We start from the raw sequence: 26,616 nt of genomic DNA, 5'->3' as shown, positions 1-26,616 counted from the left end.
GCCGACCCCCGCGCCGACCCCCGCGCCGACCCCGGCTCCGGCGTCGTACAAGCCGCAGGTGACCTTCATCGCCGCGCCGGCCGGTTACCCGACCGATGCGCAGTTCACCGCCGCCGAAAACGCGCTGGCGTCGCAGGCCGGTACCGATTCGGCCGCCATCGCCCGCATCCGTGCCGCGCTGGCCGTGCTGCCGGACGCCGAAGTCGAAGCCGTCGTCGCTGGCCGCGCCGCCAACCCGGCGAACGTGCAGCGGGTCGAGCGCGTGCTCGGCGAAGCGAAGTTCGACTCGTTCTTCCCGGTGCGCAACGTCGGCTACACCTATGTGAACTTCCTGCGTGGCGTGGCCAAGTTCCCGGCGTACTGCGCGACCTACACCGACGGCCGCGACAGCGATGCGATCTGCAAGAAGCTGCTGGCCACGTCGTTCGCCCACTTCGTCCAGGAAACCGGTGCCAACTGGCCGGCCCTGACCCCGGCCACCGCGCGCACCTATCCGGCGCAGAACAACCCGGTGCTGGCGACGATGGACCAGAACACCGCGATCCCGTCGTACAAGCAGGCGCTGTGGTACCTGCGCGAGAACGGCTACAACGAAGGCTCGGCGGTCGGCGCGTACCAGGACTGCTTCCGCGGTGCCGGCAGCTCGATCTTCTCGGTCTTCTATCCGTGCTCGCAGAATGCCTCGGGCCAGACGATCGACTACTTCGGCCGCGGTTCGAAGCAGCTGTCGTGGAACTACAACTACGGTCCGTTCAGCAAGTCGCTGTACGGTGACGTCAACGTGCTGCTCGACAATCCGGGCCGCGTTGCCGACACCTGGCTGAACTTCGCCTCGGCAATCTGGTTCGCGGTCTACCCGCAATCGCCGAAGCCGCCGATGACCTGGGTCGTCGACGGTACCTGGCAGCCGAACGCGGTCGACGTCGCCAACAACATGAGCCCGGGCTTCGGTGCCACGGTGTTCATCATCAACGGCGGCATCGAGTGTGGTGGCGGCGGCGCCGAGAAGTCGCAGGTGCAGAACCGGATCGCGGCGTACAAGTCGTTCGCGGCCGATCTGGGCGTGCCGGTGCCGGGCTCCGAACAGCTCGGTTGCGCGGCAATGAAGGGCTTCCAGTCCGGCTCGGCAGCAGCGACCAAGACCTACCTCGACAAGAACTGGGGTTACAACGCCAACAACCCGGGCGGCGTGTCGTGGGCGTGCCAGCTGGTCGATTACCAGATGCCGTTCTCGCTGGCCAACCCGGGCGACTACAAGCAGTGCGTCGACTACATGTTCCGTGGCCAGGTGAAGTACAACGGCCAGGTGGTGATCGACAACACGAAGTGATCCGTTTCGGCGGATGTGAAAACGGCGACCTTCGGGTCGCCGTTTTTTTTTTGTGGTGAATCAGGCCGGTACCGGCGCGCGGCGTGTTGCCAGCAGCCAGACCGCCAGTGCGCTGGCACTGAGCGCCGTGCCGAGTACGACCACGCCGGTCCAGCCACTGTGGCTGTAGGCCCACGCCGACAGCAGCGAGCCCAGTGCACCGCCGATGAAATAGCAGGTCATGTAGGCCGAGGTCAGCCGGCTGCGCGCTTCGGGGCGCAAGGCATAGATGGCGCTCTGGTTGCTGACGTGCACCGCCTGCACCGCCAGATCGAGCACGAGGATGCCGACGACGAAGGCGGCAATCGACGATTCGGCAAAGGCGATCGGCAGCCACGAACCGAGCAGCAGCAGCAGGCCGTACAGGGTGGCACGATGGCCGTGGCCGTGGTCGGCCAGCCGGCCGGCGTGGCTGGCCGCCAGCGCGCCGGCGGCGCCGACGAGGCCGAACAGGCCGATCTGCGCATCCGAGTAGTGGTACGGCGCGCTCGACAGCAGAAAGGCCATCGGCGTCCACAGCACGCTGAAAATCGTGAACGACAGTGCACCGAGCAGCGCGCGCAGCCGCAGCACCGGTTCTTCGGCGAACAGCCTGAACACCGACGCCAGCAGCTGCGGGTAGCGCAGCGTGCTGGCTTCCTTGTGCGCCGGCAACGCGCGCCACAGCGCCAGCGCCGTCAGCACCAGCAGCGGCGCGGCGACCCAGTACACGGTGCGCCAGCTGCCGATGCCGGCGAGTACGCCCGACACGGTGCGCGCCAGCAGGATGCCGAGCAGCAGGCCGCTCATGATCGTGCCGACGACGCGACCGCGTTGTTCGGGCACGGCCAGCGTGGCCGCGAACGGCAGCAGGATCTGCGCCACCACCGAAAACAGCGCGGTCAATGCGGTGCCGAACAGCACCATGCCGATGTGCTGGGCGCTGGCGGTGATCATCAGCCCGACCGCGCCGAGCAGCGTCATCGACACGATCAGGCCGCGGCGTTCGAGCAGGTCGCCCAGCGGCACCAGCAGCACCAGGCCGATGGCATAGCCGAGCTGCGCGGCGGTGACGATCAGCCCGACCGCGCCGGTCGAGACACCAAAGGTCTCCGACAAGGTGTGCAGGAGCGGCTGCGCGTAATAGTTGCTGGCGACGGCGAGGCCGGTGGCGAAGGCCATCAGCGCGATCAGTGCCGGGGTCAGCTTGCTGCCGTGGGCGGTCATGGTTGCATCCTGAATCATTCAATTGGTAAGCAGTATCTGCTGGCTGATTCAATCGCGCCAATGTATTGTTTTGATCAAATCAATCGTATTTCACGATGCAATGAATCTCAGGCAAATCGAATACGCCGTCGCCGTCGCCGAGACCGAGCACTTCACGCGTGCGGCCGAGGCCTGTCACACGGTGCAGTCGGCGCTCAGTCACCAGATCGCCCGGCTCGAAGACGAACTCGGTGCACCGCTGTTCGAGCGCACCTCGCGCCGGGTGCGGCTGACGCCGGCCGGCCGCGCCTTCCTGCCTGCCGCACGGCAACTGTTGCACGACGCCCAGCGCGTGCGCGACGAGGTCGCCGCCGCCACCGGGCAGATTCGCGGCAGCCTGTCGGTGTCGGTGATCTCGGCGCTGAACCGGCCCGACGCCGTCGCCCTGCTTGCGCAGTTCCATCGCCGCCATCCGCAGGTCGAAATCAAGCTCAACTCGGGCATGAGCGAAGCGATGATGGTCGAGGTCCGCGAACACCGGGTCGACGTTGCTTTCGTCGGCCTGTGGCCGGGCGAGGCCATCACCGGTCTCAACGCCATGCTGCTGTGCGACGAGGCACTGGTGGCGATCCTGCCGCCGGCGCACCCGCTGGCCGGGGCGAGCGAACTCGGCCTGGCGATGCTGGCGGCCGAGCGCTGGGTCGACTACCGCAGCGGCAGCGCCGCGCGCCGGCAGACCGACGAAGCCTTCATCCGCGCCGGCATCGAGCGTCGCATCAGTTTCGAGATCGACCACATCGGCCTGCTCGAACGCATCGTCCGCCAAGGGCTGGCCGTCGGCATGGCGCCGCTGGGTTCGGCGAGCGCACTCACCGGGGTCAGCGCAGTGCCGGTCTGCGACGCGCCGTCGCGCCGGGTCTACTGCGTCTGGGCCCAGCAGCCGACGCCGGCGGCGCAGGCGTTTGTCGAGCTGGTCGAACGGTCCACCCGGGAGCCATAGGATGATGACGACCCTGATTCTCGGTGGTGCGCGCTCCGGCAAGAGCGCGCTGGCGGAGCGGCTTGCGCAGGCATCCGGTCTCGAGGTGGTGGTGATCGCGACTGCGTCACAGCGGCAGGACGATGCCGAAATGGCGGCGCGGATCGCCCATCATCGCGATCGCCGGCCGGCGAACTGGATCACCATCGAAGAGCCGCTGGCGCTGGGCGGGGCGATCCGCCGTGAAGCGACACCGGGCCGGCTGGTGCTGGTCGATTGCCTGACGGTGTGGCTGGCGAACCTGCTGTTCAGCGACGGTGCCGATCATGCCGAAACCGGGGTTGTCGACTTGCCGGCGCGGCTGGGGGCCGAGCGCGATGCCTTGCTGGCGGCGCTGGCCGACGTGCCGGGCGATGTCGTGCTGGTTGCCAACGAGGTCGGCCTCGGCATCGTGCCGCTGGGGGCGATCAACCGGGCCTTCGTCGACGAGGCCGGGCGGCTGAATCAGGCGGTGGCTGCGGCATGCGGCAACGCGGTGTTCGTTGCCGCCGGTCTGCCGCTGGTGCTGAAGGGCGCGCTGCCGGCGTGAATCAGCGGGCGCCGTAGGCGTTGGGCACCATGATTTCCATCATCGTGTCCGGCCAGGCGGGCGGTGCGAATCCGTATTTTTCGTACAGGCCGTGCGCAGTGCTGGTGAACAGCATGAAGCGCCGCAGGCCCTGCAACTTCGGATGCGCGATGACCGCATCCATCAGCTGCCGGCTGTAACCGTTGCCGCGATGTGCGTCGAGCACGAAGACGTCGAGCAGATAGGCGAAGGTCGCATAGTCGGTCACTACCCGGGCGTAGCCGACCTGCGCGTCACCGACGAACAGGCCGAAGTTCAGCGAGTTAGCGACCGATTCGCGCACCAGCTCGACCGGAATGCCGCGCGCCCATTTCGATTCCTCGGTGAGGAAACGGTGGATGACGGCGATGTCCTGCTCGGCGGGGTCGGTGGTGATGCGCGGAGTATGCATGTCGGTGTTCCAGCTGCGGAGGAGGTCGATTAGAGCGTACTTGCGGGCGTTCCGCTTGTTCGCGCCGGATGCCAGCAGGACCGGAGCCACATCAGGCTGCCGATGGTTGCGACGAGCATGTCCTTGTGTGCATCCCACATATCGCCTTGCTGGCCGTTGTAGGCCTCGGCGTCACTCGCCGAAAGCGAGACTGCGATCAGCCACTCGAACCATTCGTACCACAGGCTGGTGAGCATGATGGCGGATATGGCAATGGCAAAACCCGGTTTTTTGCCCACCGCAAACCTGCTGGTGACGTGCGCAACAATGGCCGGCGTGAAGCAGAAGCCGTACAGGAAGTGGACGAGCCGGTCGAAATTGTTCCGGGTCCATCCAAGGGACTGATTCAGCGAGAATCCCAGCGCGCTTTGCAACCACTTGTCGTAGGGCGTGTTCGAGTAAAGCCAGCGAGCCGCAATCGAATGTGCGGCAAGAAACACGATGATCAGAAGGAAGTTCGCATCACTGATCCGGTGGTTCTTGCAGTAACGCCATAGCAGTACAAAGGCGACGACGGTCAGTGAACTGTGCAGCGCCTGCTCTGCAGGCCAGATTGGCCGGATCCAGCTCGCGAAGAAAACCACGGCCATGAAGAGGGTCGAAATTTTCTTGGACGGCATCAGATTCATGCTGGAGAGAAGGATCCATTCGTATGCAACTGGATGGTGCCCCGCGGGGTGCGGGGCAGGTTCCGGCTCGGGGCGCCGCAGCCGCTGTCAGGCGCTTTCCGCGCCGGGAACGGGTGGGGTTGCTCAGTAATCCGGCTTGCCGTGCGCGCTGAGGATGTAGTCGTAGCGCGTCGGGTCAAGCTGGTCGGCAACATAGGGCTGCAGCGCCTTGATGTGTTCGGCGTTGAGGATGTAGGAGAGCTGCATGTAGGGGTCGGGTTTCTTCTGTTCCTTGGCGAACAGGCCGAGCAGGAAGGCCGGCGAGATCGATTCGGCCACCGGGAGTTCGCCGACGAGGACGCCGTCGAGACCTTTTTCCCAGACTTCGATGATGCGGACGATTTTCATGGCAGCTTCCTTGTAAGTGAGGCGGCGATTATATCGCTAGGCCGTGCAGCAGAACGGCCAGTACACCGGTCAGTAGTAGTGCGGTTTCGGTGAGCTCGATGCCGGCGCCGAGGCAGTCGCCGCTGACCCCGCCCAGCCGGCGTTTCAGCCAGCGGCGGTAGGCCCAGACAATCAGCGGCGCGATCAGCAGCGGCGGCGCCAGCAGCAGCGACATCGCCACCAGCAGCCCGGTCCAGAACCACGCCGCGTTGCCGCGTTGCCAGCCGAACTGTTCGGCCATGCCCGGCGCCAGCGGCGGCAGCGTCTGCCAGCTGAACACGCCCCAGCGCGCCCAGGCGGGCACCAGAATCAGCAGCCACCAGTGGCCAAGCCGGCAGACCAGCATCAGCAGCACCAGCTTGGCAGCGCACTGCAGCAGCAGCGCCAGCACGCCGAAGCTGCCCAGATGCGGGTCCTTGACCACGGCAAGGAAGCGTTCGGGATCGCGGTGCGCGGCGCCGAGGCCGTCGGCGAGGTCGGCGAGGCCGTCCAGATGCAGCCCGCCGGTGATCCATGCCCAGCCGACGAGGCCGACGAGTGCGGCCAGCCAAGGCTGCAAGGGTGCGAGCAGGGCGACCGGAATCAGCAGCAGGATGCCGATCAGCAGGCCCACCGCCGGAAACCAGCCGACGGCGCCGGCGAGCAGCTCGGGTTTGAAATCGCGCACCTGCGGCGTCGGCAGCCGGGTGAGGAACTGGACGGCCAGTACCGGAATGCGCCAGTCGAAGCTCAGCATGGCGCCTCCATCGCCATCGCCAGCACGATGGGCGGCCAGGCCGGATCCCAGTGGACACTGACGCTGGCGGCGTAGCCGGGCCAGAACCGGCCGTGGTGCGATGACGGCAGGTCGAGCCAGCGCAGCAGCAGTGCCTTGATCACGCCACCGTGGGTGACGAGGACATGGTGACCGTCGTCCGAGCCGGCGAGCCAGCGCTTTAGCCCGGTGTCGATGCGTTCGGTGAAGGCTGGCCAGTCTTCGCCGCCGGGCAGCGCGCCGGCCGGATCGTGCTGCCAGTCGCGGTAGGCCCGGGCGGCGTCGCCGTCCAGTGTTGCGGCCGGCCGGCCGTTGAGCTGGCCGCAATCGAGTTCGCGGAATGCGGCATCGATGGTGCACGGCAAGGCATGCTGCCGGGCCATGCCGGTGGCAAAGTCGCTGCAGCGGGCAAGGTCGGACGCCGCGACCGCGCGGACCGGATCGACCGCATCCAGTGCGGCCCAGCGCTGCTGCAACTGGTGCAGGCCGAGCGGCGACAGCGGGGCATCGTGCTGGCCGATCAGGCCGGCCGGTGCGGTTTCGCCGTGGCGCAGCAGGCTCAGCCGACGGCCGCTACTCATAGGCTGCCGTCGCTGATGCCTGCGCTCTCGAACGTCGCCATCTCGCGGTGCAGCGCCAGCGCACTTTGCAGCAGCGGCAGCACCAGTGCCGCACCGCTGGCTTCGCCAAGGCGCAGGCCGAGGTCGACCAGCGGTTCGAGCTGCAATGCGCTCAGCAGGGCGCGGTGGCCGCGTTCGTGCGAGCAATGGCTGGCCAGCAGCCAGTTGGCCACGGCCGGGTCCTCGCGGACCGCGACGAGGGCGGCCGCGCTACTGATGAAGCCGTCCAGCACCACCGGCACGCCGGCGTGGGCGGCGGCGGTGTAAAAGCCGGCCAGCGCGGCGATTTCGAGACCGCCGACTTCGGCCAGCCAGTCGCGCGCACTGCTTGCTCCGGCGGCTCGGGCACGGGCGACCGAATCGGCGACGACGGCGACCTTGTGGAGGCGGCCGGCGTCGTCGATGCCGGTGCCGTTGCCGACGGCGTCGTCGGCGCTGATCCCGGCCAGCGCAACGGTCAGGCAGGCCGCGGCGGTGGTATTGGCGATACCCATCTCGCCGCCGATCAGCAGGGTCTTGCCACGGCCGATCGCCTCAAGCGCGGTCTCGCGGCCGATGTTCCACGCCAGCGTGCATTCGGCGACGCTCATCGCGGCCTCGCGGCGCAGATTGCGCGTGCCCTGGGCGACCGGGGTGCGGAACAGCAGCGCGGCGGGCTGTGCCGGGAACGGATAGTCGTGAGCGACGCCGACGTCGACGATGCTCAGGCTGGCGCCGGCTTCGCGCGCCAGCACGTTGATCGCTGCGCCACCGGTGACGAAGTTGCTGACCATCTGCCCGGTGACTTCGGCCGGAAACGCCGACACGCCCTCGGCGGCGACGCCATGGTCGGCGGCGAACACGACGATGGCCGGCTGCAGCCGCGCCGGGATGACATTGCCTTGCCGCGACGCGAACCAGACGGCCAGCGCCTCAAGCCGGCCGAGACTGCCGGGCGGCTTGGTCAGCGTGTTCTGGCGGGCGAGCGCAGCGGCGGTGACGGCGGGGTCGATCTTGGACATGGGATGGTCGGCGGAAACGGTTGAAACCCACAGGCTAGCACGCGGCGGGGGTCAAGCGCGGCGGGCGACGCCGATGGCTTCCTCCAGCCGTGCGCGCGCATCGGCGAGGTCGGCCGGGTCGTGCGAGCGGGCGGCGTCGGCGAGTGCGCTGTATGCGGCATCCCACAGCTCGTACAGCGGGCCGTCGCTGTTCTCGCGCTTGATCAGCGTGTAGTCGAGCGCGGCCTCGATCGAGTCGAGCTGCTTGTGCAGGCCGCCGGTTTCGAAAGTCGGAATCGTCGTACCGATGCTGGTCACGCTCATGATCTGCTCCCTAGTCTGGACATTCCAGTGTAGCCGGGCCGGCGCATGCCGCGGGCATGCTACAATCCGCGCGCTTTCGCAAGGTGTCCGCTCACGGAGTGGATGAAACGGGAATCAGGTGCGGTGTCGCGTTCACGAAGAACCGGCGCCCAGTCCTGAGCTGCCCCCGCAACGGTAAGCCATATTGAATGCGCCCATCACGCCACTGTTCATGCAACGGGAAGGCGGGCGCAGGAGTGGCGAGCCCGGAGACCGGCCTGCGGATTCGACGAAACGGAGGGCCCGGGGTGCGGCCGTCAGGATTCGCGGCGCCGTGGCGCCGCGTTGCATCGCGCGTCTTCCGTTGTTTTGCCCAAGCCTTGAGGCGGCGCCAGCCGCCCATTGCGTTCGCGTGGGGCGAACGCTACGGAGTGATGTGATGTTGCAAGCCAGATTTACGCTGCGGTGCCTGCCGCTGTTCCTGTCCGCCGGTTTCGCCTGTGCCGCGGACGTCCCCAGTTTCGATGCCGACCCGGTGATCGTCACCGCGACCCGCGTGGCGTCGCCGCGTTCGTCCTTGTCGAGCGATACCACCGTGATCAGCGCCAAGGAGCTGCAGCAGGCCGGCAGCCAGTCGCTCGGTCAGGTGCTGTCGCGCGTACCGGGCGTCGAATTCGCCCGTACCGGCGGCCTCGGCCAGCCGGCCAGCCTTTACCTGCGCGGTGCCAACGGCAACCAGACGCTGGTACTGCTCGACGGCCAGCGCTTGGCGCCGGGCGCCGACGGTTCGAGCGCCTTCGACACGATTCCGGTATCGATGATCGACCGGATCGAAATCGTCCGCGGTTCGGCCTCGGGCCTGTACGGCGCCGACGCGGTCGGCGGTGTGGTGCAGATCTTCACCAAGAGCGGCAAGGGCGCGCCAAGCGGCAGCGTCACCGTCGATGCCGGCAGCGACCGGACCTTCGGCGGCAGCGCCAATGTCGGCGGCACCGTCGGCGACACACGCTTCTCGGTCTCGGTCGACGCGCACAACAGTGACGGCTTCAACCTGACCAAGCCGACCAGCATGTACTACGAAGCCGATCGCGACGGCTGGCAGCAACGCAGCAGCAGCGCCAGCCTGAGCCACTTCTTCGGCGACAACGTCGAAGTCGGCGTGCGCGGCAGCTATGTCGATACCAAGGCTGATTACGACGGCGGCGCCTACGACCAGGATCCGCTCAGCCACCGCACCCAGTCGACCGGCGCGGCGTTCGCCAACGTCAAGGTCAACGACTGGTGGCAGAGCAATTTCCTCGCCGGCATCGGCCGTGACCGCTACGTGACCGAAAGCAGTTACCCGAGCAATACGGCGACGACGCAGCAGCAGTTCCAGTGGACCAACATCCTCCAGAGCGGCATCGGCCAGTGGCTGGTCGGCGCCGAATACCTGCGCGAATCGCTCGACAGCAGCACCGATTACGACCAGACGACGCGCTACAACAGCTCGGTGCAGGCCGGCTGGCAGAACGACTTCGGCCCACACCACCTGCAGGCCAACGTCCGCTACGACGACAACAGCCAGTTCGGCGGCAAGACCACCGGCGGCGTCGGCTACGCATGGCGCTTCGTCGAGGGCTGGCAACTGTTCGCCAACGCCGGTACCAGCTTTCACGTGCCGTCGTTCGTCGACCTGTACTACCCGTCGTGGCCGGGCTTCGCGCCGGCATCCAACCCCAACCTCCAGCCCGAGGAAGGCAAGTCGGTCGACGGCGGCGTGCGCTGGCAGAGCGGCGTGTGGAAGATGGACGCGACCGCGTTCTACAACCGCATCGACAACCTGATCACGCTCGACGCCAACTACACGCCGCAGAACGTCAACGCCGCGCGCATCCGCGGTCTGACGCTGAACGGCAACGGCGCGCTCGGCGCGTTCGAACTCGGTGCCAATGTCACCTGGCAGGACCCGGAGAACGAGGACACCGACAAGCAGCTGGCACGTCGCGCCAAGGTCTACGGCGGCATGACGCTGGCCCAGACGATCGGAGACTGGCGCTGGAACGCCAACTGGCAGGCGGCCGGCCGGCGTTACGACGATCAGGCCAACACCAAGCCGCTGGCCGGTTACGGCAAGCTCGACCTCGGGCTCGACTACCAGATCGCCAAGCAGTGGAGCGCCGGCGCGCAGCTGCTGAACGCCTTCGACCGCGATTACGAGCTGGCCCGCGGCTACAACAACGGCGGCCGGATGTGGTTCCTCAACCTGCGATACAGCGGCGCGTAAACGCCCGTATCCCGCATGACAAAGGCCGGCATTGCCGGCCTTTGTCCGTTCAGGCGCCGGCAGGTTGCGTCGTCCGCGCCAGCGCGAGGTCGGCGGCGATCAGCAGGTCGTCGGCGGTGTCGGTTTCGTTTTCGAGTGTCGCGATACCGATCGTGACCGTCACCGGCACGACGCGGCCGTCCTTCAGCGTGATCGAGTTGGCGGTGATCGCCGCCTCGAGCCGCGCGGCCGCGATGCGGGCGTCGTCCAGCGTGGCGTCGGGCAGCAGCACGGTGAACTCCTTGTGCGAGAAACGGCCGATCAGGTCGAAGTCGCGTACGCAGCCCAGGCAGGCGGCCGCGACATGGCGCAGCAGCCGGTCGCCGCCGTCATAACCGTAGTGCTGGTTGAACCAGCGCAACTGGCCGGCGTCGATCAGCAGCACCGACAAGGCATGGCCGGCGCGCTGGCTGCGGTTGACTTCGCGGGTGGTGGCGTCGAGAAAGCGGGCGCGGTCGGGCAACTGGCTCAACGGGTCGATGCCGCCGTTCGGCGGCGGGGCATCGGGTACGCTGCGCGCACGCGCGCGTTGCCAGGCCAGCACCAGGATCAGCGCAACGAGCCAGCCGAGTGCGGCAATCCCCCAGGCAAGGGCGGTCCAGCTTTCGGTCATCGTGGCGCTCCGGGTGTTTCCGTTCTTGGGTCAAGTGTAGACAACGTCAGGGTGCAGCCCAGTCTTACAGACACTACAATGCCGGCCATGTCGAAATTGCTTCTCGTGCGCCTGTCCTCGATGGGCGACATCATTCATACGTTCCCGGCCCTGACCGACCTCGCCCGCGCGCGGCCGGGCACGACGCTCGACTGGGTTGTCGAGGAAGGTTTTGCCGAGCTGCCGCCGCTGCATCCGGCGGTAGGCCGGGTGATTCCGTTTGCGCTGCGCCGATGGCGCCGCAGCCTGCTGTCCCGGACGACCCGCGCCGAAGCCGGCGTGCTCCGGCAGTCGCTGACGCAGGCCGATTACGATCGCGTGATCGATGCGCAAGGCCTGATCAAGAGCGCGCTGGTGGCGCGACAGGCCGGTGCGCCGGTCGTCGGTTACGACTGGCAGAGCGCGCGCGAGTCGCTGGCGGCGCTGGCCTATGCCGAATCCGTGGCAGTACCCAAGCCACTGCACGCGGTCGAGCGTGCCCGGCTGCTGTTTGCCGGTGCCTTCGGTTACCGCATCGAGACTGCGCCGGACTATGGCATGGCCGTTCCCGAGGTCGCACTGCCGTGGTGCCCGTCCGGCGCCTACGCCGTCCTGCTGACCGCGACCAGCCGTGCCGACAAGGAATGGGCCGAGGCGAACTGGATTGTCCTCGGCGACCGGCTGGCGGCCGAAGGGCTGGCCTGCGTGCTGCCCTGGGGCAGCGATGCCGAGCGCGAACGCGCCGAGCGGCTGGCGCAGGCCATGCCGAATGCCGTGGTTGCGCCGCGTCTGGATCTGACCCGCGCGGCGCGGCTGCTGGCCGACGCGCGCGTCGTTGTCGGTGTCGATACCGGGCTGGCGCATCTGGCTGCGGCAGTGGCGACGCCGGTGGTGGCGATCTTCTGTGCCTCCGACCCGGACCGCACCGGCGTGCTCGCCGGCACGTACGCGGTGAACCTCGGCCGTCGCGGCGCGGCGCCCGATGTCGAGACCGTCTGGGCGGCAACACGGCAGGGACTGGGGGCATGAGCCGCCGACTGTATGCGCTGTTGCTGTGGCTGGTGACGCCGCTGATCCGTGCATACTTGCGCCGGCGGGCAAAAAAGCAGCCGGCCTACCTCGAACACTGGGACGAGCGCTGGGCACGCTACGCCGGTCCGGCGCCGCAAGCCTATGACTACTGGCTGCACGCGGTCTCGGTTGGCGAGATGCGTGCGGCTGCATCGCTGATCCGTGCGCTGCGCCAGCGCGAACCGGCTGCGCGCCTGCTGCTGAGCTGCATGACGCCGACCGGCCGCGAGACCGCGCTGGAACTCTATGGCGGCGACGGGATTGGCGCCGACGTCGTCTACCTGCCGTACGACCGGCCGGCGGCGGTGCGGCGCTTTCTGGCGCGTTTTTCACCGCGCTGCGGCCTGCTGCTCGAAACCGAGCTGTGGCCGAACCTGATCCACGGCTGCGCTGACGCCGGCGTACCGCTGTTGCTGGTCAACGCGCGATTGTCGGCCAAGTCGGCACGCGGTTACGCGCGGGTGCGCTGGCTGATCGAGCCGGCGCTGGCCAGACTGAGCGCGGTGCTGGCGCAGGGCGCCGACGATGCCGAACGGCTGGTCCTGCTCGGTGCGCGCAACGTCAAGGTGTGCGGCAACCTCAAGTACGACAACAGGCCCGATGCGGCGGTGGTCGCGCGCGGGCAGGGCTGGCGGGCCTTGTTCGGCGGCCGGCCCGTGTTGCTGGTCGCGTCGAGCCGCGACGGCGAGGAGGCGCTGCTGCTGGACGGGCTAGACGCATTGCCCGCGCAGACGCTGGTCGTGATCGTGCCGCGTCATCCGCAACGCTTCGACGACGTGGCGGCGCTGATCGAGGCGCGCGGGCTGACGCTGCTGCGACGGCGCGACTGGGCTGCGACGCCGGTGCCCGGTGATGTCCGGGTCCTGCTCGGCGACAGCATGGGTGAACTGGCGGCGTGGTACGCCTGCGCCGACCTCGCCGTGATCGGCGGCTCCATTCTGCCTTTCGGCAGCCAGAACCTGATCGAGGCCTGCGCGCTTGCTTGTCCGGTGCTGCTCGGCCCGTCGACCTACAACTTCGCCGATGCCGCGCGTGACGCGCTGGCTGCCGGCGCGGCATGGCAGGGCCAGGATGCAGCGGCGCTGTTGCGCGAGGCTGCGGCGCTGCTCGACGACCAACCCCGTCGCCTAGCCATGGGGCAGGCCGGTGCCGGCTTTGCCGAGCGGCATCGTGGCGCGACCGCACGCGTGCTGACCGAACTCGAGCGACATCGCCCGTTGCAGCCCTGATGCTGACCTGTTCATTGCGTTCCGGTGGGGCACGGATCGCACAATCGGCCATTCCCGGCAGCGATAAAGTGCAGTGCGCCCGTTGCCGGGTTACTGTTTGCCTAGTTTGATCCGAACCTGAGACGAAAAAAGGCGATGCAGTCGTTATTTGCTCCACGCACGCGCAAGGACTGGCACTGGGTCACCCTGCTCGGCCTCGTCCTGTGCGTCGGTGCGGTGGTGCTGCTCGTCTGGGAAAGCTGGGGCGACTATCAGCAGAGCCGGCGGGATGCCGAGGCGCGCGCCCACAATGCGGCCGGCATGCTCGAATCGCATTTCACCGTGCTGTTGCAGCAGAGCAAGGCCAGCATCGACAACGTTGCCGCCGAGCTGCTCTGGAAACGCCAGTACGGCCCGATCGGTGGCGCCGACTACCTGGATGCGCTGCGCAAGGCGATCAGCTTCGATCCGCAATCGGCCGCGCTGTTCGTGCTGATCGACGGCGAAGTCTGGATGGTCGACCATCGTGCCCGGATGGAGGGCAGCCTGCAGGTCCAGCAACAGCTGCGCGACATGCTGGCCGCTTCGCCCGGGCAGGTGTTCGCCGCGCCGATGCTGCGCCAGGGCCAGTGGCAGGTACCGATGTCCTACGGCTACACCTTGCGCGACGGCCGCCGGATCATCGTCGGCGCGCTGATTCCGTTCGCGCACCTGCAGCGGATCTCGGCCTGGATCCACCGGCATAACGGCGCCATCGGCATTTTCCGCCAGGACGGCCTGCCGCTGATGTGCGTCCCGGGCATGGGCGAGCACGCGACGCCGGGCGAACCGCTGCCGCCGGTGCAGAACAACATCGGCAGCCGCGGTACGGGCTTGTGTCCGGGCGAGCCCAAATGGGGCAGCAGCGTCGTGTTCGGTCTGGTCGGATCGAAGACCTTTCCCTTTGCAGCCTACTTCGGCATCGCCAAGTCGCAGTTCACCCACGCGTGGGCCGAGCGGCTCGGCTGGCGGCTGGCATCGTTCCTCGTCTACGGTCTGGTGATCGGCCTGTTCGTCGCCGGGTTGCGCCGGCTGGTCAAGCAGCTGATCGACGACAAGCGCTTCTATCTCGAGCTGTTCGATACCGTCAACGACGGCTTGCTGATCGTCGAAAACGGCAGGATCAGCAGCGCCAATCCGGCCGCGTGCGCCTTGTTCGGTGTCGACAGCGCGGCGCAGCTGGCCGGCCGGACGCCGTCGTCGCTGTTTTATCCCGATGTCGATCACGATGCGTACCGGCAGATCGAGGCCGACCTGATCGAGATGTACAAAGGCGGGCGGGGGCGCTTCAGCGCGCGCTTGCGCCGGCGCGACGACGGCAGCACGTTTGATGCCGAAGTACGCGGCGCCGAACTGCCGCACGGCACGACCCAGCTGCTGGCGATTCGTGATGTATCGGAGGAGCGCCGCTATCTGGCGCAGCAGGAGTTCCTCGCCACCCACGACATCCTGACCGAACTGCCGAACCGTTATGCGCTGATGCGGCGCATCGACCGTTGCATCGCCACTGCACCCGATGCCTCGCTGGCCGTGTGCGTGCTCGACCTCAACCGCTTCAAGGAAATCAACGACACGCTGGGCCACAGCGTCGGTGACCAGGTGCTGCAGGCCATCGGCGGCCGTTTGCAGCAATGGGCCGTCAGCCGCAACGCCGACGTGGCTCGGCTCGGCGGTGACGAACTGGGGCTGCTGGTGCCGGACCTGCCACTGTGCCAGCAGCAGGTGGCCGAATTGTGTGCGAGCCTGACCGAACGGGTCGGCCTGCCTTTGCCGCTCGAGGAAATGCTGCTCGAGGTCTCGGCCAGCATCGGCATCGCCTTTTACCCCGCACACGGCAACGAGGCCAACGAGCTGCTGCGTTGCGCCGATGTGGCCATGTACGACGCCAAGCACCGCCGGGTGCCGCACTGCGTCTACGACGCCGGGCTGGACCGGCACAGCCGCGAACGGCTGGCGCTGTATACCGAGCTGTCGCATGCGATCCGCGACGGCGGCCTGACGCTGTACTACCAGCCCAAGCAGCGGCTGAGCGACGGCCGGATCGTCGGTGTCGAGGCCTTGCTGCGCTGGCCGCATCCGCAACGCGGGCTGATTCCGCCGGGTGCATTCATCCCGATGGCCGAGAATTCCGAACTGATCCGGCCGCTGACGGCCTGGGTGGTCGACGCGGCGATCCGGCAACTGGCCGCATGGCGGCGCGACGGGATCGACCTGCGTTGCGCGATCAATCTGTCGGCGCGCAACCTGCTCGATCCGGGGCTGGTCGAGTACATCGAAGTGGCGCTGTCGCGTCACGGCGTACCGGCCACGTCGCTCGAATTCGAGGTGACCGAATCGGCGCTGATGGAGGACCCGAACGCGGCACTGGCCTGCCTGCTGCGCATCCATGCGCTGGGCGCGCAGCTGTCGATCGATGACTACGGTTCCGGTTACTCGTCCTTGGGCTACCTGAAGCGGCTGCCGGTGCAGACGCTGAAGATCGACCGGAGCTTCGTGTCGCAGCTCTCGGTCAGCCAGCCCGACGAGATCATCGTCGGGTCGACGATCACGCTGGCGCACAACTTCGGCCTGACGGTGGTCGCCGAAGGCGTCGAACACGATGCCGACCGCGATGCGCTGATCGCGCTCGGCTGCGACGTGATCCAGGGCTACTGGCTTGCGAAGCCGATGCCGGCTGCTGCCCTGGCCGCGTGGCTGGCCGCGCGCGTGACCACGGATTGAAGCCATTCGGGCGGCGGTTCGCCCGCGTTGCGGCTGATTTCGGGAGAGGGGCGGCATCCCGCAGGCCCGAAACTGCGCGGGAGCGTTAAACTCGCCTCTCCACCCTCGGAAGTCCGACCTTGCCCGAGCTGCATTTCCACAGTGCCATTGGCGTGATCGCTGTGTCCGCGCCGGCCGGCACGCGACTGATCGACACGGTGCGCACGCTGAGCCGCGACGGCGATCTGCCGCTCGCGTGGCGTTGCGCGCAGGGCACGTGCGGCGCCTGCCTGATCCACATCGAGCACGCCGGCAGCGGCGGCACGGTGATGCTGGGCGGAATGGAGCGCAATGTACTGGTCCGGCGGGGCGCCTTGCCGAAGGACGCGCGGCGTGAGCAGCCCGATACCGTTGCGACGCCGCGGCTGGCCTGCCATGTCATTGTCTTACACGACCTGCTTGTATATATCCAAAAATGATTTTTTAGAAAAACAATATTATTTCTGGCGATGAAGCATCGCTGGCAGACTGACTTCCGTTCAATCCAATTCCAAAAAAACGGGAGCCGGTCATGTCTTATCGCCAGAAGTTTATTGCTGCAGCCCTTGCCTTCGCCGTGACCACGCCGGCCTGGGCCGCGTCGGTCGAACTGCTCAACGTGTCTTACGACCCGACCCGCGAGCTCTACCAGGACTACAACAAGGCGTTCGCCAAGTACTGGAAGGCGAAGACCGGCGACGACGTGACCATCAAGCAATCGCACGGCGGCTCCGGCAAGCAGGCGCGCTCGGTGCTCGACGGCCTCGAGGCCGACGTGGTGACGCTGGCGCTGGCCTACGACATCGACGAGCTGAACACCAAGGCCAAGCTGCTGAAGCCGGACTGGCAGAAGAAACTGCCGGACAACGCCAGCCCGTACACCTCGACCATCGTCTTCCTCGTCCGCAAGGGCAATCCGAAGAACATCAAGGACTGGGCCGATCTGGTCCGCAGCGACGTGAAGGTGATCACGCCGAATCCGAAGACCTCGGGTGGTGCGCGCTGGAACTTCCTCGCGGCCTGGGGCTGGGCGAAGAAAACCTACGGTTCGGACGAGAAGGCGCGCGACTACGTGCAGAAGCTGTTCCAGAACGTGCCTGTGCTCGATACCGGCGCGCGTGGCTCGACGCTGACGTTCACCCAGCGTGGCCAGGGCGACGTGCTGCTGGCGTGGGAAAACGAGGCGGTACTCGCGGTCAAGGAACTCGGTCCGGACAAGTACGACATCGTCGCGCCGAGCCTGTCGATCAAGGCCGAACCGCCGGTTGCCGTCGTCGACAAGATCGTCGACAAGAAGGGTACCCGCAAGGTCGCCGAAGGCTACCTGCAGTACCTGTACTCGAAGGAAGGCCAGGAAATCGCCGCGCAGAACTACTACCGGCCGTTCGACAAGGACGTTGCCGCCAAGTACGCCAAGCAGTTCCCGAACGTGAAGCTGTTCGACATCGACGATACCTTCGGCGGCTGGACCAAGACGCAGAAGACCTACTTCGAGGACGGCGGCGTGTTCGACCAGATCCAGGCGTCGATTGCCGCCAAGCGTTGACCGACCGGGCGCCGGCTGGCGCCCGTCTTCCCCCCGTGATGGAGAGTGACCCGATGAGCTTGCGTCTTGGCGATACCGCCCCCGATTTCACCCAATCCTCCACCGAAGGCGACATCCGCTTTCACGACTGGGCCGGCGACCAGTGGGTCGTGCTGTTTTCGCACCCGGCCGATTTCACCCCGGTATGCACCACCGAGCTGGGCAAGACCGCCAAGCTCAAGGACGAGTTCGCCAGGCGCAACGTCAAGGCGCTGGCGATCAGCGTCGACCCGCTCGAATCGCACCACGCGTGGATCGAGGACATCAACGACACGCAGCAGACGACGGTGAACTTCCCGATCCTCGCCGACGCCGACCGCAAGGTCGCCGAGCTGTACGACCTGATCCACCCGAACGCGTCGACCACCGCGACGGTGCGCTCGGTGTTCGTCATCGACCCGGCAAAGAAGATCCGCCTGACGCTGACCTACCCGGCCAGCACCGGCCGCAACTTCAACGAAATCCTCCGGGTGATCGATTCGCTGCAGCTGACCGAGTACCACAAGGTCGCGACGCCGGCCGACTGGCAGCAGGGCGACGACGTGGTGATCGTGCCGTCGCTGCAGGACGAAGCCGAAATCGCCAGGCGTTTTCCCAAGGGATACACGGCAGTCCGGCCCTATCTGCGCCTGACGCCGCAACCCTGAGCCCGACCGACCTGCGGGTTGCGGTGCGCTAGCGCACCGGACCCGTCCCCTGTTTGAACCGTTTCTTGTCTCCTCTTTTTGCGCCGGCTCTGCCGGCCTCTTTTTTCTGCAGAAGAACTGATGCGATGAACTCTCCGCTCGAAACCTGGTTCAAGCGCCTGCCCGTGCCGGCCAGCGTGCGCGAAGATTGGCCCGCCGCCAGCTTCGGCATCGAAGCCGGTCGCGGCATCGTCGTGCGCGCGCTCGGGCTGTCGCTGTCGAGCGTGTTCCAGGCGATCCATGCGCCGGACGGCCGGGTCGTCGGCGAAGAGGCGCTGCTGCGCGCATCGGTGCGCCACAAGCCCCTGCCGCCGCTGACCGCGTTCGAATACGCCGAATCGCAGCGCAAGCTGGTTGCGTTCGACCGCCTGTGCCGGACGCTGCACCTGCTCAACGACGCAGGCCATGCCGACCGCGCGCAGACGCTGTACCTGAACGTCCATCCCAAGATGCTGACCGAGGTCAGCGACCGTCACGGCGCCGTGTTTCAGGACATCCTCGAAAGCCTGGACTCGAAGCCCTCGCGCATCGTGCTCGAGATCGGCGAGGACGAAATCGCCGAATCCGACATCAACCGCGCCCGTGCCGCGCTGCAGAGCTACCGCTCGCGCGGCTACCGGATCGCCATCGACGACTTCGGCCGCCGCCATGCCAACCTCGACCGGCTGTGGCAGCTCGAACCGGACGTGATCAAGATCGACCGCAGCCTGATCGGCGAAGCCGAATCCTCGCCGCGCCTGCGCCGCGCCCTGCCCAAGCTGGTGGAGCTGCTGCACGAGCTGGGTGGCGAGGTCATCGTCGAGGGCGTTGAAACCGAAACACAAAGGCAGATCGCCATCGATGCCGGCGCCGACGCGCTGCAGGGCTTTCTGCTCGACGAACCCCGCTGGAGAGGCTGATGGATCCGATCGAACAGTGGCTGGCTGCAGGCAACAGCATCGTTGTCGTTCCCGGCTGGCACGATTCAGGGCCGACGCACTGGCAAAGCCGCTGGTGCGCGCGCTATCGCGGCTTCGACCGCGTCGTTCAGCAGAACTGGGACGTGCCGAGCGCCCGCGACTGGGTGGCCGGGCTCGAACGCACGGTCGCGCAGGCACCGGGGCGGGTGATCATCGTGGCGCACAGCCTGGGCTGTGTCACGCTCGGCCACTGGGCGGTGCTGTCGCAGCATGCGTCGCGCGTCGCCAGCGCCTTGCTGGTCGCGCCGGCCGACGTCGCGCGCGAGGATGCGCCGGCGTCGTTTTCCACCTTCCTGCCCCTGCCGGCGGCCAAGCTGCCGTTCGTCAGCGCGGTCATCGCCAGCGACAACGATCCCGTCTGCAGTTCGGGCCGCTCGATGACGCTGGCCCGGGACTGGGGCAGCCGGTGCGTCGTGCTGTCCGGGCTCGGCCACATCAATGCCGACTCCGACCTCGACGACTGGCCGCTCGGCCTCAAGCTGCTGAGCCAGCTAGTGCCGCCCGTGCTGCCGGAGCGTCTGGCGGCCTGACGCCACGCCCGGTACCCGCCGGTGCTGCGTCGACTTTCCCCATGCAACGTCTCCGCATTTCGCGCGTCATCGCGACGCGCGGCGCGTCACACGGCCGCGACCAACGCGGCCGTTCGTCCTTTCTGACCGCCGATGAGCGGAGGGCCGGGCATGCGATGTCGCGGGGCTGGATCGCGACGGCCACCGGCTGCCTCGCGGCCTGCATCGTCACCTTTCAGGCTGACAAATTTGATTCCATTTGGTTATCAGTGACTAACAACTAGGTATTTTTAGTTATAAGTTGGCAAGGTTAAATTTCCTCTGGTCAATAAGAATGGCGTCCACGCCAGAGGAATCGCGATGTCGACCATCGTCACCTTGTCCGGCAGCCCGAGCGCGAAATCGCGCTCGCATGGCCTGCTTACCCGGGCCTCCCGCCTGCTCGAATCCTACGGGATCACCATCCGGCCGTTCACGCTCGGCGACTTCGACGCCGAAGCCTTGCTGTACGGCAAGTTCGACGACCCGGCGGTGATCGCTTTCCAGAAGGCCGTCGCCGACGCCGAAGGGCTGATCGTCGCCACGCCGGTCTACAAGGCCGCCTACAGCGGCGCGCTGAAGCTGCTGCTCGACCTGCTGCCCGAGCGCGCGCTGCACCATCACGCGGTGCTGCCGCTGGCGACCGGTGGCAGCCCGTCGCACATGCTCGCCGTCGATTACGCCTTGCAGCCGGTGCTGACCTCGCTGAAGGCGCGCCACATCGTCGGCGGCATCTATGCGACCGAACGCGAGCTGACATGGCGCGACGACGGCTACCTCGAGCTGACGCTCGAGATCGAGCAGCGGCTGACGCAGGCGGTGTCGCGCCTGCTGGCGCATCTGCCCGATCCGGGCCAGGTGCTGCTGCACCCCGACCAGCTGAACCGGCAGATCCGCGAAGCGCGCATCAGCTTCTGACCCGCGCCGAAAAAACGATACCAACAAGGAGAACACCATGAAACGCCTGCTCGTTACCGCCGTTGCCGCGCTGGCCGCCGCGACCCTGTCGACCACTGCACTGGCCGAAACGCTGCGCATCGGCTACCAGAAATCGGCCAGCCTGTTCGTGCTGCAGAAAAGCCAGGGCACGCTGGAGAAGAAACTCGCGCCGCTCGGCGCGACGGTGAAATGGGTCGAATTCCCGGCCGGCCCGCAGCTGCTCGAAGGCCTGAACGTCGGCGCGATCGACGTCGGCTATGTCGGTGAAGCACCGCCGATCTTCGCCCAGGCCGCCGGTGCGCGCTTCGTCTACATCGGCAACGACCCGGCCGCGCCGGCGGCCGAAGCCATCGTCGTACCCAAGGGGTCGGCGATCAGGTCGGTGGCCGAGCTGAAGGGCAAGAAGGTCGCGCTCAACAAGGGCTCGAACGTCCACTACCTGCTGGTCAAGGCGCTGGAAAAGAACGGCCTGAAGTACGGCGACATCCAGCCGGTGTTCCTGCCGCCGGCCGATGCGCGTGCGGCGTTCGAGCGCGGTTCGGTCGATGCCTGGGTGATCTGGGACCCGTTCCTCGCCGCGGCGGAAAAGCAGATCGGCGCCCGCGTGCTCGCCGACGGCCGCGACACCGTCAACAACTTCGCCTTCTACCTCGCCGAGCGCGGCTTTGCCGAGAAGAACCCGCAGATCATCAAGGCGCTGTTCGAGGACACGCTCGTGCAGGGCCGCTGGCTGCAGGACAACCGTGGCCAGGCCGCGGCGATCATCGCGCCGCAGCAGGGGCTGACGGCCGACGTGGTCGAACTGGCGCTCTCGCGCTACCGCTACGGCGTGACGCCGCTGACCGCGCAGGTCGCTGCCGAGCAGCAGAAGCTCGCCGACGTGTTCTACGAACTCAAGCTGATTCCGAAACCGATCAAGGTCAAGGAAGCGCTGGCGTCGCAGAAGTAAGGAGACCGCCATGCTGCGCCATTTCACTTCACTGCTGTTCGCCGGACTGGTCGCCGCAGGCGGCGTACAGGCCGCCGAGCTGCACATCGGCTACCAGAAAAGCTCGCTGAACCTGATCGTGCTGAAAAGCCGCGGCACACTGGAAAAGCAGCTCGCCGCCCAGGGCCATACGGTCAAGTGGACCGAGTTCCAGGCCGGGCCGCAGCTGCTGGAAGCGCTGAACGTCGGCAGCGTCGACTTCGGCATGACCGGCGACACGCCGCCGATCTTCGCCCAGGCCGGCGGCACCCAGCTCGTCTACGTCGGTTTCGAACCGCCGAAGCCGCAGGCGTCGGCGCTGCTGGTGCCGGCCGATTCGGCGGTCAGGACGCTGGCCGATCTGAAGGGCAAGCGCATCGCGCTGCAGAAGGGCTCGAGCGCGCACTGGCTGCTGATCCGCGCGGTCGACAAGGCCGGGCTCAAGTGGGACGACATCCAGCCGGTGTGGCTGACGCCGTCCGATGCGCGTGCCGCGTTCGAGTCGGGCAAGGTCGACGCCTGGGCGATCTGGGACCCGTATTACGCCGCCGCCGAGAAGGCACTGAAGCCGCGCGTGCTGACGACCGGGCAGGGGCTGGTCGCCAACCAGAGCTTCTATCTGGCGTCGAAAACCTTTGCCGACAAGCAGGGCAAGCTGCTGCAGACGGTATTCGACGCGCTGTCGGACAACGACGATTTCCTCGAGCAGAAACCGAAGGAAACCGCGCAGATCCTTGCCAAAGCCGTCGGCCTCGACGCCGCGACTTTCGACACCGTAGTGCAGCGCCGGCCGAGCTTCAGGGTCACCTGGCTCAATCCGCAGGTCGTCGCGGAACAGCAGCGCATTGCCGACCGTTTTGCCGATCTGAAACTGATTCCGAAAACCGTGACCGTCAAAGACATCGTACTTGCACCGCAATGAGCGGCGCAGCTGGAGAACGCATCATGAAGTTGTTCTGGTTCCTGCCGACCCACGGCGACAGCCGTTATCTCGGTACCACCATCGGTGCCCGCACCGTCGACCATGCCTACCTGAAGCAGATCGCCCAGGCCGCCGACCAGCTCGGTTTCGAAGGCGTACTGATCCCGACCGGCCGCTCTTGCGAGGATTCGTGGGTCGTCGCGTCATCGCTGGCGCCGCTGACCGAGCGGCTCAAGTTCCTTGTTGCGATCCGCCCGGGCATCATCTCGCCGACGGTGTCGGCGCGGATGGCGGCAACGTTGGACCGGATCAGCAACGGCCGGCTGCTGATCAACGTCGTCACCGGTGGTGATCCGGACGAACAGCGCGGCGATGGCAGCTTCCTGACCCATGCCGAGCGCTACGAGGTCACCGACGAATTCCTGAACATCTGGCGCGGCGTTGCCGCCGGTGAAACGGTCAATTTTTCGGGCAAGCACCTGACCGTCGAGAACGCCAAGGCGCTGTTCCCGTCGGTGCAGACGCCGCACCCGCCGCTGTTCTTCGGCGGATCGAGCGAACCGGCGATCGAACTGGCCGCCGAACACGTCGACGTCTACCTGACCTGGGGCGAGCCGCCCGAGGCCGTGGCCGAGAAAGTCGCTCAGGTACGCGCCGCCGCCGAGGCGAAGGGACGGACCGTGCGTTTCGGCATCCGCCTGCACGTGATCGTCCGTGAAACCAGCGCGGAAGCGTGGCAGGCCGCCGACAAGCTGATCTCGCACGTCACCGACGAGACCATCGCCGCGGCACAGCAAGCGTTCTCGCGCTTCGATTCGGTCGGCCAGCGCCGGATGGCCGAGCTGCACGGCGGCCGGCGCGACAATCTGGAGATTGCGCCCAACCTGTGGGCCGGCGTCGGTCTGGTTCGTGGCGGGGCAGGTACCGCGCTGGTCGGCAGCCCCGACGAAGTCGCAGCGCGGATCCGCGAGTACGCCGATCTGGGCATCGAGCACTTCATCTTCTCGGGCTACCCGCACCTCGAAGAGGCGTACCGCGTCGCCGAACTGCTGTTCCCGCTGCTGCCGCTCGATCATGCGAAACCGGCCGGCAAGGTCAACCTGACCGGGCCGTTCGGCGAAGTGATCGCCAATGACATCGTGCCACCAGCCCCGAAGCTGGTCGCGCAGAGCTGAGGAAGCACCATGACGATTGCTGCCATTTCGCGCCGTCTGGCGCCGTGGGCGGTGCCGGCGCTGCTGCTGCTGGCGTGGCAGTGGTTCGCCACCCACGGCGTGCTCACCAGCCGCATCCTGCCGGCGCCGAGCGCAGTGTTCGATGCCGCGGTTCGACTGGCAGAGTCCGGCGAGCTGTGGGCGCACCTGAAGGTGAGCTTCTGGCGCGCCGCGGTCGGCTTCGGCATCGGCGGCGGCCTCGGGCTCGTGCTCGGGCTGATCACCGGGTTATCCAGACGCGGCGAGCTGCTGCTCGACACCACGGTGCAGATGGTCCGCAACATCCCGCCGCTGGCGCTGATCCCGCTGGTGATCCTGTGGTTCGGCATCGACGAGGCCGCCAAGCTGTTCCTCGTCGCGTTCGGCACGCTGTTCCCGGTCTACATCAATACCTATCACGGCATCCGCTCGGTCGACACCGGGCTCGTCGAGATGGCGAAAAGCTACGGCCTGCGCGGCTGGCCGCTGTTCCGCGACGTGATCCTGCCCGGCGCGCTGCCGAGCATCCTCGTCGGCGTGCGCTTTGCGCTGGGTTTCGCGTGGATCCTGCTGATCGTCGCCGAAACGATTTCGGCCAGCTCGGGCATCGGCTATCTGGCGATGAATGCGCGCGAGTTCCTGCAGACCGATGTGGTGGTGCTGGCGATCCTCTTGTACGCGGTGCTCGGCAAGGGCAGCGACGTGGCGGCGCGGGGGCTGGAGCGGGTGTGGTTGCGGTGGCATCCGGCGTATCAGTGAGATTGGCGGAGCGTTGGGGCAATGCGGTTCAGCGCCTGCGGCGCGGGTAAAAGCGTTTTGATGCGCGTTCCGCCGCGCGAACGGGAAGGGAGCTTTGTCTCACCAAAGCCCCCTTCACCCCAAAGGCGACCCGCGCCTGCGGACCTCCGGGCTGCCCTCGATCGGTCGCGAGCCAAGCCATCAAACCGGCTCGTCTCGCTCCACTCCTCGGCGCTGGCGAACGGGATGAAAGGCCGCTCCTCTCAACTGCAGTGGAATACAGGCGTCGTTTCACCCGCAGCAATGGCATACCACCCTGATCCCCTCAGAAGCGCCGAGCAGCGCAAGTCGGCACGGGGCAGTCGGGATCGCTGTTTGAGCGCAGCGAGTTTGCGATTCCCGCCGTGACGGCTGAGCAGCGCAGGGAACCCCGCTTTAGCGGGGCGCGGATGCGGGGGCGCCTTCTTTTGGTTCCTTTTCTTGGCGAAGCAAGAAAAGAACCCGTCCGCCGGGCGGAACCGGCATCAAGGCTTTTCACCGCGCCGCAGGCGCAAAACCGTTAAAACGAATTGATTTTAAGGCCGCCAATCAACTGTGCGACCAAGGAGTAAACCATGACCTCTCCCCACCTCGAACCTGCCCTCGGCGTCGCGCTGACGATCCGCGGTCTCACGCGCCGCTATGGTGAACAGACCGTGCTCGACCACCTCGACCTCGACATCCGCGCCGGCGAGTTCGTCGCCGTTGTCGGCCGTTCCGGTTGCGGCAAGTCGACCCTGCTGCGGCTTTTGGCCGGGCTCGACACGCCGACGTCGGGCGAGGTGCGCGCCGACGGCAGTCCGCTCGATACCGGCCATTTCGACACCCGGCTGATGTTCCAGGACGCGCGGCTGCTGCCGTGGAAAACCGTGCTGGCCAATGTCGGCCTCGGCCTCAAGGGCGACTGGCAGCCGAAAGCCCATGCGGCGCTGGCCGAAGTCGGGCTGAGCGAACATGCCGGCAAATGGCCGAGCCAGCTTTCGGGCGGTCAGCGGCAGCGCGTGGCACTGGCGCGGGCGCTGATCCACGAACCGCAGCTGCTGCTGCTCGACGAGCCGCTCGGCGCGCTCGACGCGCTGACCCGGATCGAGATGCAGCAGCTGATCGAGCGGCTGTGGCGCCGGCACGGCTTCACCGTGCTGCTGGTGACGCACGACGTCGAGGAAGCGGTGGCGATCGCCGACCGGGTGCTGCTGGTCGAGCAGGGCCGGGTCGGTCTCGATCTGGACGTGCCGCTGGCGCGACCGCGCCGGCGCGGCGACGTGCACTTTGCGCTGCTGCAGGAACGGTTGCTGGCGCGCGTGCAGCAGCCCGACGTGCCGCAGCCCGAACCGCTGCCGCCGATCGCGCCGACCGCCTTGCGCTGGGCCTTGTAAGGCTGACAATAGTTTTTGATGTTTTGGAATAAAAAACAAAAATCAAATTACTTCGGGTGATATGCGGGCCGGGTTAATCTGGCACCGTCAACCCAACAGGAGAACACCATGAGCATCCAGTCGATCAACGTACGCAACCAGTTCCGCGGCACCGTACGCGAAATCATCGAAGGCCCGGTGCTGTCGGAAGTCGACGTCGCCACGCCGGCCGGCATTGTCACCTCGGTGATCACGACCCGTTCGGTCAAGGAACTCAAGCTCGCTCCGGGCAGCGAGGTCATTGCCTTCGTCAAGGCGACCGAGGTGTCGATCGCGACGCTGTAAATACCGAAGAGCGGCTGCCCAGTGCAGCGGTGCCGTACGAGCAC

General features: G+C 66.9%; 29 protein-coding genes and 1 riboswitch. Of the genes, 20 read left to right on the top strand and 9 right to left on the bottom strand.

Annotation, left to right across the window (positions count from 1 at the left end):
- On the top strand, positions 1-1,330 hold a 1,330-nt coding region (locus tag JMJ54_RS16985), incomplete at its 5' end, for a chitinase (protein WP_203539747.1).
- Positions 1,331-1,390: 60 nt separating this feature from the next.
- On the opposite strand, the gene JMJ54_RS16980 is transcribed toward JMJ54_RS16985, so the two are convergent.
- Positions 1,391-2,575 (bottom strand): MFS transporter, encoded by a 1,185-nt coding sequence (locus JMJ54_RS16980; RefSeq protein ID WP_203539746.1) that lies wholly within the window; start codon positions 2,573-2,575, stop codon positions 1,391-1,393.
- Positions 2,576-2,675: 100 nt separating this feature from the next.
- Between JMJ54_RS16980 and JMJ54_RS16975 the strand changes: the two genes are divergently transcribed.
- Together JMJ54_RS16975 and cobU are read left to right on the top strand one after the other, a co-directional pair.
- On the top strand, positions 2,676-3,554 hold the full coding sequence (locus tag JMJ54_RS16975; RefSeq protein ID WP_203539745.1) for a LysR family transcriptional regulator: 879 nt from the start codon (positions 2,676-2,678) through the stop codon (positions 3,552-3,554).
- 1 nt (position 3,555) lies between these two features.
- The gene (gene cobU / locus JMJ54_RS16970; protein WP_203539744.1) at positions 3,556-4,122 is read left to right on the top strand and encodes a bifunctional adenosylcobinamide kinase/adenosylcobinamide-phosphate guanylyltransferase; all 567 of its coding nucleotides are present in this window, start codon (positions 3,556-3,558) and stop codon (positions 4,120-4,122) included.
- A 1-nt stretch (position 4,123) separates the two neighbouring features.
- Here cobU and JMJ54_RS16965 read toward each other — a convergent pair whose 3' ends face one another.
- The 7 genes from JMJ54_RS16965 to JMJ54_RS16935 all read right to left on the bottom strand — a co-directional run bounded on the left by JMJ54_RS16965 (position 4,124) and on the right by JMJ54_RS16935 (position 8,324).
- Entirely contained in the window at positions 4,124-4,552 is a 429-nt protein-coding gene (locus JMJ54_RS16965; protein ID WP_203539743.1) for a GNAT family N-acetyltransferase, read from the bottom strand.
- Between the two features lie 29 nt (positions 4,553-4,581).
- On the bottom strand, positions 4,582-5,220 hold the full coding sequence (locus JMJ54_RS16960; protein ID WP_239000156.1) for a DUF2238 domain-containing protein: 639 nt from the start codon (positions 5,218-5,220) through the stop codon (positions 4,582-4,584).
- Positions 5,221-5,343: 123 nt separating this feature from the next.
- Positions 5,344-5,607, bottom strand: a complete 264-nt coding sequence (locus tag JMJ54_RS16955; protein WP_203539742.1) for a DUF7683 domain-containing protein — start codon at positions 5,605-5,607, stop codon at positions 5,344-5,346.
- Positions 5,608-5,635: 28 nt separating this feature from the next.
- A complete protein-coding gene (gene cobS / locus JMJ54_RS16950; protein WP_203539741.1) occupies positions 5,636-6,382 on the bottom strand; it encodes an adenosylcobinamide-GDP ribazoletransferase in 747 nt (248 codons plus the stop codon).
- Positions 6,376-6,981: a histidine phosphatase family protein gene (locus JMJ54_RS16945; protein WP_203539740.1), complete on the bottom strand. Its 606-nt coding sequence runs from the start codon at positions 6,979-6,981 to the stop codon at positions 6,376-6,378. Before JMJ54_RS16945 ends, cobS begins: the two co-directional genes overlap by 7 nt.
- A complete protein-coding gene (cobT, locus tag JMJ54_RS16940; RefSeq protein WP_203539739.1) occupies positions 6,978-8,021 on the bottom strand; it encodes a nicotinate-nucleotide--dimethylbenzimidazole phosphoribosyltransferase in 1,044 nt (347 codons plus the stop codon). Before cobT ends, JMJ54_RS16945 begins: the two co-directional genes overlap by 4 nt.
- 51 nt (positions 8,022-8,072) lie before the next feature.
- Positions 8,073-8,324 (bottom strand): hypothetical protein, encoded by a 252-nt coding sequence (locus JMJ54_RS16935; RefSeq protein ID WP_203539738.1) that lies wholly within the window; start codon positions 8,322-8,324, stop codon positions 8,073-8,075.
- A 63-nt stretch (positions 8,325-8,387) separates the two neighbouring features.
- A riboswitch (cobalamin riboswitch) is annotated at positions 8,388-8,599 on the top strand.
- Between the two features lie 143 nt (positions 8,600-8,742).
- On the opposite strand from JMJ54_RS16935, the gene JMJ54_RS16930 reads away from it, so the two are divergent.
- Positions 8,743-10,569 carry a TonB-dependent receptor domain-containing protein gene (locus tag JMJ54_RS16930; protein WP_203539737.1) on the top strand — a complete coding sequence of 609 codons (1,827 nt, stop codon included), beginning with the start codon at positions 8,743-8,745 and terminating at the stop codon, positions 10,567-10,569.
- A 49-nt stretch (positions 10,570-10,618) separates the two neighbouring features.
- On the opposite strand, the gene JMJ54_RS16925 is transcribed toward JMJ54_RS16930, so the two are convergent.
- A complete protein-coding gene (locus JMJ54_RS16925; protein WP_203539736.1) occupies positions 10,619-11,221 on the bottom strand; it encodes a diguanylate cyclase domain-containing protein in 603 nt (200 codons plus the stop codon).
- 87 nt (positions 11,222-11,308) lie between these two features.
- Between JMJ54_RS16925 and waaC the strand changes: the two genes are divergently transcribed.
- The 16 genes from waaC (at position 11,309) to JMJ54_RS16845 (ending at position 26,572) form a co-directional block, all read left to right on the top strand.
- Positions 11,309-12,268: a lipopolysaccharide heptosyltransferase I gene (waaC, locus tag JMJ54_RS16920; protein ID WP_203539735.1), complete on the top strand. Its 960-nt coding sequence runs from the start codon at positions 11,309-11,311 to the stop codon at positions 12,266-12,268.
- Complete coding sequence (gene waaA, locus JMJ54_RS16915; protein ID WP_203539734.1) at positions 12,265-13,539, top strand: lipid IV(A) 3-deoxy-D-manno-octulosonic acid transferase; 1,275 nt, start codon at positions 12,265-12,267, stop codon at positions 13,537-13,539. The genes waaC and waaA overlap by 4 nt, the downstream gene beginning before the upstream one ends.
- 135 nt (positions 13,540-13,674) lie before the next feature.
- Positions 13,675-16,278 (top strand): putative bifunctional diguanylate cyclase/phosphodiesterase, encoded by a 2,604-nt coding sequence (locus JMJ54_RS16910; RefSeq protein WP_203539733.1) that lies wholly within the window; start codon positions 13,675-13,677, stop codon positions 16,276-16,278.
- Between the two features lie 119 nt (positions 16,279-16,397).
- Positions 16,398-16,736: a 2Fe-2S iron-sulfur cluster-binding protein gene (locus JMJ54_RS16905; RefSeq protein ID WP_203539732.1), complete on the top strand. Its 339-nt coding sequence runs from the start codon at positions 16,398-16,400 to the stop codon at positions 16,734-16,736.
- 92 nt (positions 16,737-16,828) lie between these two features.
- The gene (locus JMJ54_RS16900) at positions 16,829-17,842 is read left to right on the top strand and encodes a sulfate ABC transporter substrate-binding protein (protein ID WP_203539731.1); all 1,014 of its coding nucleotides are present in this window, start codon (positions 16,829-16,831) and stop codon (positions 17,840-17,842) included.
- A gap of 53 nt (positions 17,843-17,895) precedes the next feature.
- Complete coding sequence (locus JMJ54_RS16895; RefSeq protein ID WP_203539730.1) at positions 17,896-18,528, top strand: peroxiredoxin; 633 nt, start codon at positions 17,896-17,898, stop codon at positions 18,526-18,528.
- Positions 18,529-18,653: 125 nt separating this feature from the next.
- Complete coding sequence (locus JMJ54_RS16890) at positions 18,654-19,466, top strand: EAL domain-containing protein (RefSeq protein ID WP_203539729.1); 813 nt, start codon at positions 18,654-18,656, stop codon at positions 19,464-19,466.
- Positions 19,466-20,056: an RBBP9/YdeN family alpha/beta hydrolase gene (locus tag JMJ54_RS16885; RefSeq protein WP_203539728.1), complete on the top strand. Its 591-nt coding sequence runs from the start codon at positions 19,466-19,468 to the stop codon at positions 20,054-20,056. The genes JMJ54_RS16890 and JMJ54_RS16885 overlap by 1 nt, the downstream gene beginning before the upstream one ends.
- A 41-nt stretch (positions 20,057-20,097) precedes the next feature.
- Positions 20,098-20,319 (top strand): hypothetical protein, encoded by a 222-nt coding sequence (locus tag JMJ54_RS16880; RefSeq protein ID WP_203539727.1) that lies wholly within the window; start codon positions 20,098-20,100, stop codon positions 20,317-20,319.
- A gap of 76 nt (positions 20,320-20,395) precedes the next feature.
- The gene (gene ssuE, locus JMJ54_RS16875) at positions 20,396-20,992 is read left to right on the top strand and encodes an NADPH-dependent FMN reductase (RefSeq protein WP_203539726.1); all 597 of its coding nucleotides are present in this window, start codon (positions 20,396-20,398) and stop codon (positions 20,990-20,992) included.
- Between the two features lie 37 nt (positions 20,993-21,029).
- Positions 21,030-21,962: a sulfonate ABC transporter substrate-binding protein gene (locus JMJ54_RS16870; protein WP_203539725.1), complete on the top strand. Its 933-nt coding sequence runs from the start codon at positions 21,030-21,032 to the stop codon at positions 21,960-21,962.
- A gap of 10 nt (positions 21,963-21,972) precedes the next feature.
- Positions 21,973-22,902: a sulfonate ABC transporter substrate-binding protein gene (locus JMJ54_RS16865; protein ID WP_203539724.1), complete on the top strand. Its 930-nt coding sequence runs from the start codon at positions 21,973-21,975 to the stop codon at positions 22,900-22,902.
- 23 nt (positions 22,903-22,925) lie between these two features.
- Entirely contained in the window at positions 22,926-24,077 is a 1,152-nt protein-coding gene (gene ssuD, locus JMJ54_RS16860; RefSeq protein WP_203539723.1) for an FMNH2-dependent alkanesulfonate monooxygenase, read from the top strand.
- 9 nt (positions 24,078-24,086) lie between these two features.
- Complete coding sequence (ssuC, locus tag JMJ54_RS16855; protein ID WP_203539722.1) at positions 24,087-24,854, top strand: aliphatic sulfonate ABC transporter permease SsuC; 768 nt, start codon at positions 24,087-24,089, stop codon at positions 24,852-24,854.
- Between the two features lie 593 nt (positions 24,855-25,447).
- On the top strand, positions 25,448-26,248 hold the full coding sequence (locus JMJ54_RS16850) for an ATP-binding cassette domain-containing protein (protein ID WP_203539721.1): 801 nt from the start codon (positions 25,448-25,450) through the stop codon (positions 26,246-26,248).
- 108 nt (positions 26,249-26,356) lie between these two features.
- The gene (locus tag JMJ54_RS16845) at positions 26,357-26,572 is read left to right on the top strand and encodes a TOBE domain-containing protein (RefSeq protein WP_189461934.1); all 216 of its coding nucleotides are present in this window, start codon (positions 26,357-26,359) and stop codon (positions 26,570-26,572) included.
- Positions 26,573-26,616 lie beyond the last annotated feature (44 nt).

The organism is Jeongeupia naejangsanensis, assembly GCF_016865585.1.
GTDB classification, from domain to species: domain Bacteria; phylum Pseudomonadota; class Gammaproteobacteria; order Burkholderiales; family Chitinibacteraceae; genus Jeongeupia; species Jeongeupia naejangsanensis.
This window is presented reverse-complemented; position numbering and strand designations above follow the sequence as displayed.

What these genes read in the sequence shown, in the direction of transcription:
- JMJ54_RS16960 (WP_239000156.1), bottom strand. Translation starts at nt 5,220, where the DNA reads ATGAATCTGATGCCGTCCAAGAAAATTTCGACCCTCTTCATGGCCGTG.
- JMJ54_RS16945 (WP_203539740.1), bottom strand. Translation starts at nt 6,981, where the DNA reads ATGAGTAGCGGCCGTCGGCTGAGCCTGCTGCGCCACGGCGAAACCGCA.
- JMJ54_RS16870 (WP_203539725.1), top strand. Translation starts at nt 21,030, where the DNA reads ATGAAACGCCTGCTCGTTACCGCCGTTGCCGCGCTGGCCGCCGCGACC.
- JMJ54_RS16925 (WP_203539736.1), bottom strand. Translation starts at nt 11,221, where the DNA reads ATGACCGAAAGCTGGACCGCCCTTGCCTGGGGGATTGCCGCACTCGGC.
- JMJ54_RS16845 (WP_189461934.1), top strand. Translation starts at nt 26,357, where the DNA reads ATGAGCATCCAGTCGATCAACGTACGCAACCAGTTCCGCGGCACCGTA.
- JMJ54_RS16880 (WP_203539727.1), top strand. Translation starts at nt 20,098, where the DNA reads ATGCAACGTCTCCGCATTTCGCGCGTCATCGCGACGCGCGGCGCGTCA.
- JMJ54_RS16980 (WP_203539746.1), bottom strand. Translation starts at nt 2,575, where the DNA reads ATGACCGCCCACGGCAGCAAGCTGACCCCGGCACTGATCGCGCTGATG.
- JMJ54_RS16885 (WP_203539728.1), top strand. Translation starts at nt 19,466, where the DNA reads ATGGATCCGATCGAACAGTGGCTGGCTGCAGGCAACAGCATCGTTGTC.
- JMJ54_RS16935 (WP_203539738.1), bottom strand. Translation starts at nt 8,324, where the DNA reads ATGAGCGTGACCAGCATCGGTACGACGATTCCGACTTTCGAAACCGGC.
- ssuD (WP_203539723.1), top strand. Translation starts at nt 22,926, where the DNA reads ATGAAGTTGTTCTGGTTCCTGCCGACCCACGGCGACAGCCGTTATCTC.
- JMJ54_RS16865 (WP_203539724.1), top strand. Translation starts at nt 21,973, where the DNA reads ATGCTGCGCCATTTCACTTCACTGCTGTTCGCCGGACTGGTCGCCGCA.
- ssuC (WP_203539722.1), top strand. Translation starts at nt 24,087, where the DNA reads ATGACGATTGCTGCCATTTCGCGCCGTCTGGCGCCGTGGGCGGTGCCG.
- waaA (WP_203539734.1), top strand. Translation starts at nt 12,265, where the DNA reads ATGAGCCGCCGACTGTATGCGCTGTTGCTGTGGCTGGTGACGCCGCTG.
- cobS (WP_203539741.1), bottom strand. Translation starts at nt 6,382, where the DNA reads ATGCTGAGCTTCGACTGGCGCATTCCGGTACTGGCCGTCCAGTTCCTC.
- JMJ54_RS16890 (WP_203539729.1), top strand. Translation starts at nt 18,654, where the DNA reads ATGAACTCTCCGCTCGAAACCTGGTTCAAGCGCCTGCCCGTGCCGGCC.
- JMJ54_RS16895 (WP_203539730.1), top strand. Translation starts at nt 17,896, where the DNA reads ATGAGCTTGCGTCTTGGCGATACCGCCCCCGATTTCACCCAATCCTCC.
- cobU (WP_203539744.1), top strand. Translation starts at nt 3,556, where the DNA reads ATGATGACGACCCTGATTCTCGGTGGTGCGCGCTCCGGCAAGAGCGCG.
- JMJ54_RS16955 (WP_203539742.1), bottom strand. Translation starts at nt 5,607, where the DNA reads ATGAAAATCGTCCGCATCATCGAAGTCTGGGAAAAAGGTCTCGACGGC.
- JMJ54_RS16910 (WP_203539733.1), top strand. Translation starts at nt 13,675, where the DNA reads ATGCAGTCGTTATTTGCTCCACGCACGCGCAAGGACTGGCACTGGGTC.
- JMJ54_RS16930 (WP_203539737.1), top strand. Translation starts at nt 8,743, where the DNA reads ATGTTGCAAGCCAGATTTACGCTGCGGTGCCTGCCGCTGTTCCTGTCC.
- JMJ54_RS16850 (WP_203539721.1), top strand. Translation starts at nt 25,448, where the DNA reads ATGACCTCTCCCCACCTCGAACCTGCCCTCGGCGTCGCGCTGACGATC.
- ssuE (WP_203539726.1), top strand. Translation starts at nt 20,396, where the DNA reads ATGTCGACCATCGTCACCTTGTCCGGCAGCCCGAGCGCGAAATCGCGC.
- JMJ54_RS16975 (WP_203539745.1), top strand. Translation starts at nt 2,676, where the DNA reads ATGAATCTCAGGCAAATCGAATACGCCGTCGCCGTCGCCGAGACCGAG.
- JMJ54_RS16965 (WP_203539743.1), bottom strand. Translation starts at nt 4,552, where the DNA reads ATGCATACTCCGCGCATCACCACCGACCCCGCCGAGCAGGACATCGCC.
- waaC (WP_203539735.1), top strand. Translation starts at nt 11,309, where the DNA reads ATGTCGAAATTGCTTCTCGTGCGCCTGTCCTCGATGGGCGACATCATT.
- cobT (WP_203539739.1), bottom strand. Translation starts at nt 8,021, where the DNA reads ATGTCCAAGATCGACCCCGCCGTCACCGCCGCTGCGCTCGCCCGCCAG.
- JMJ54_RS16900 (WP_203539731.1), top strand. Translation starts at nt 16,829, where the DNA reads ATGTCTTATCGCCAGAAGTTTATTGCTGCAGCCCTTGCCTTCGCCGTG.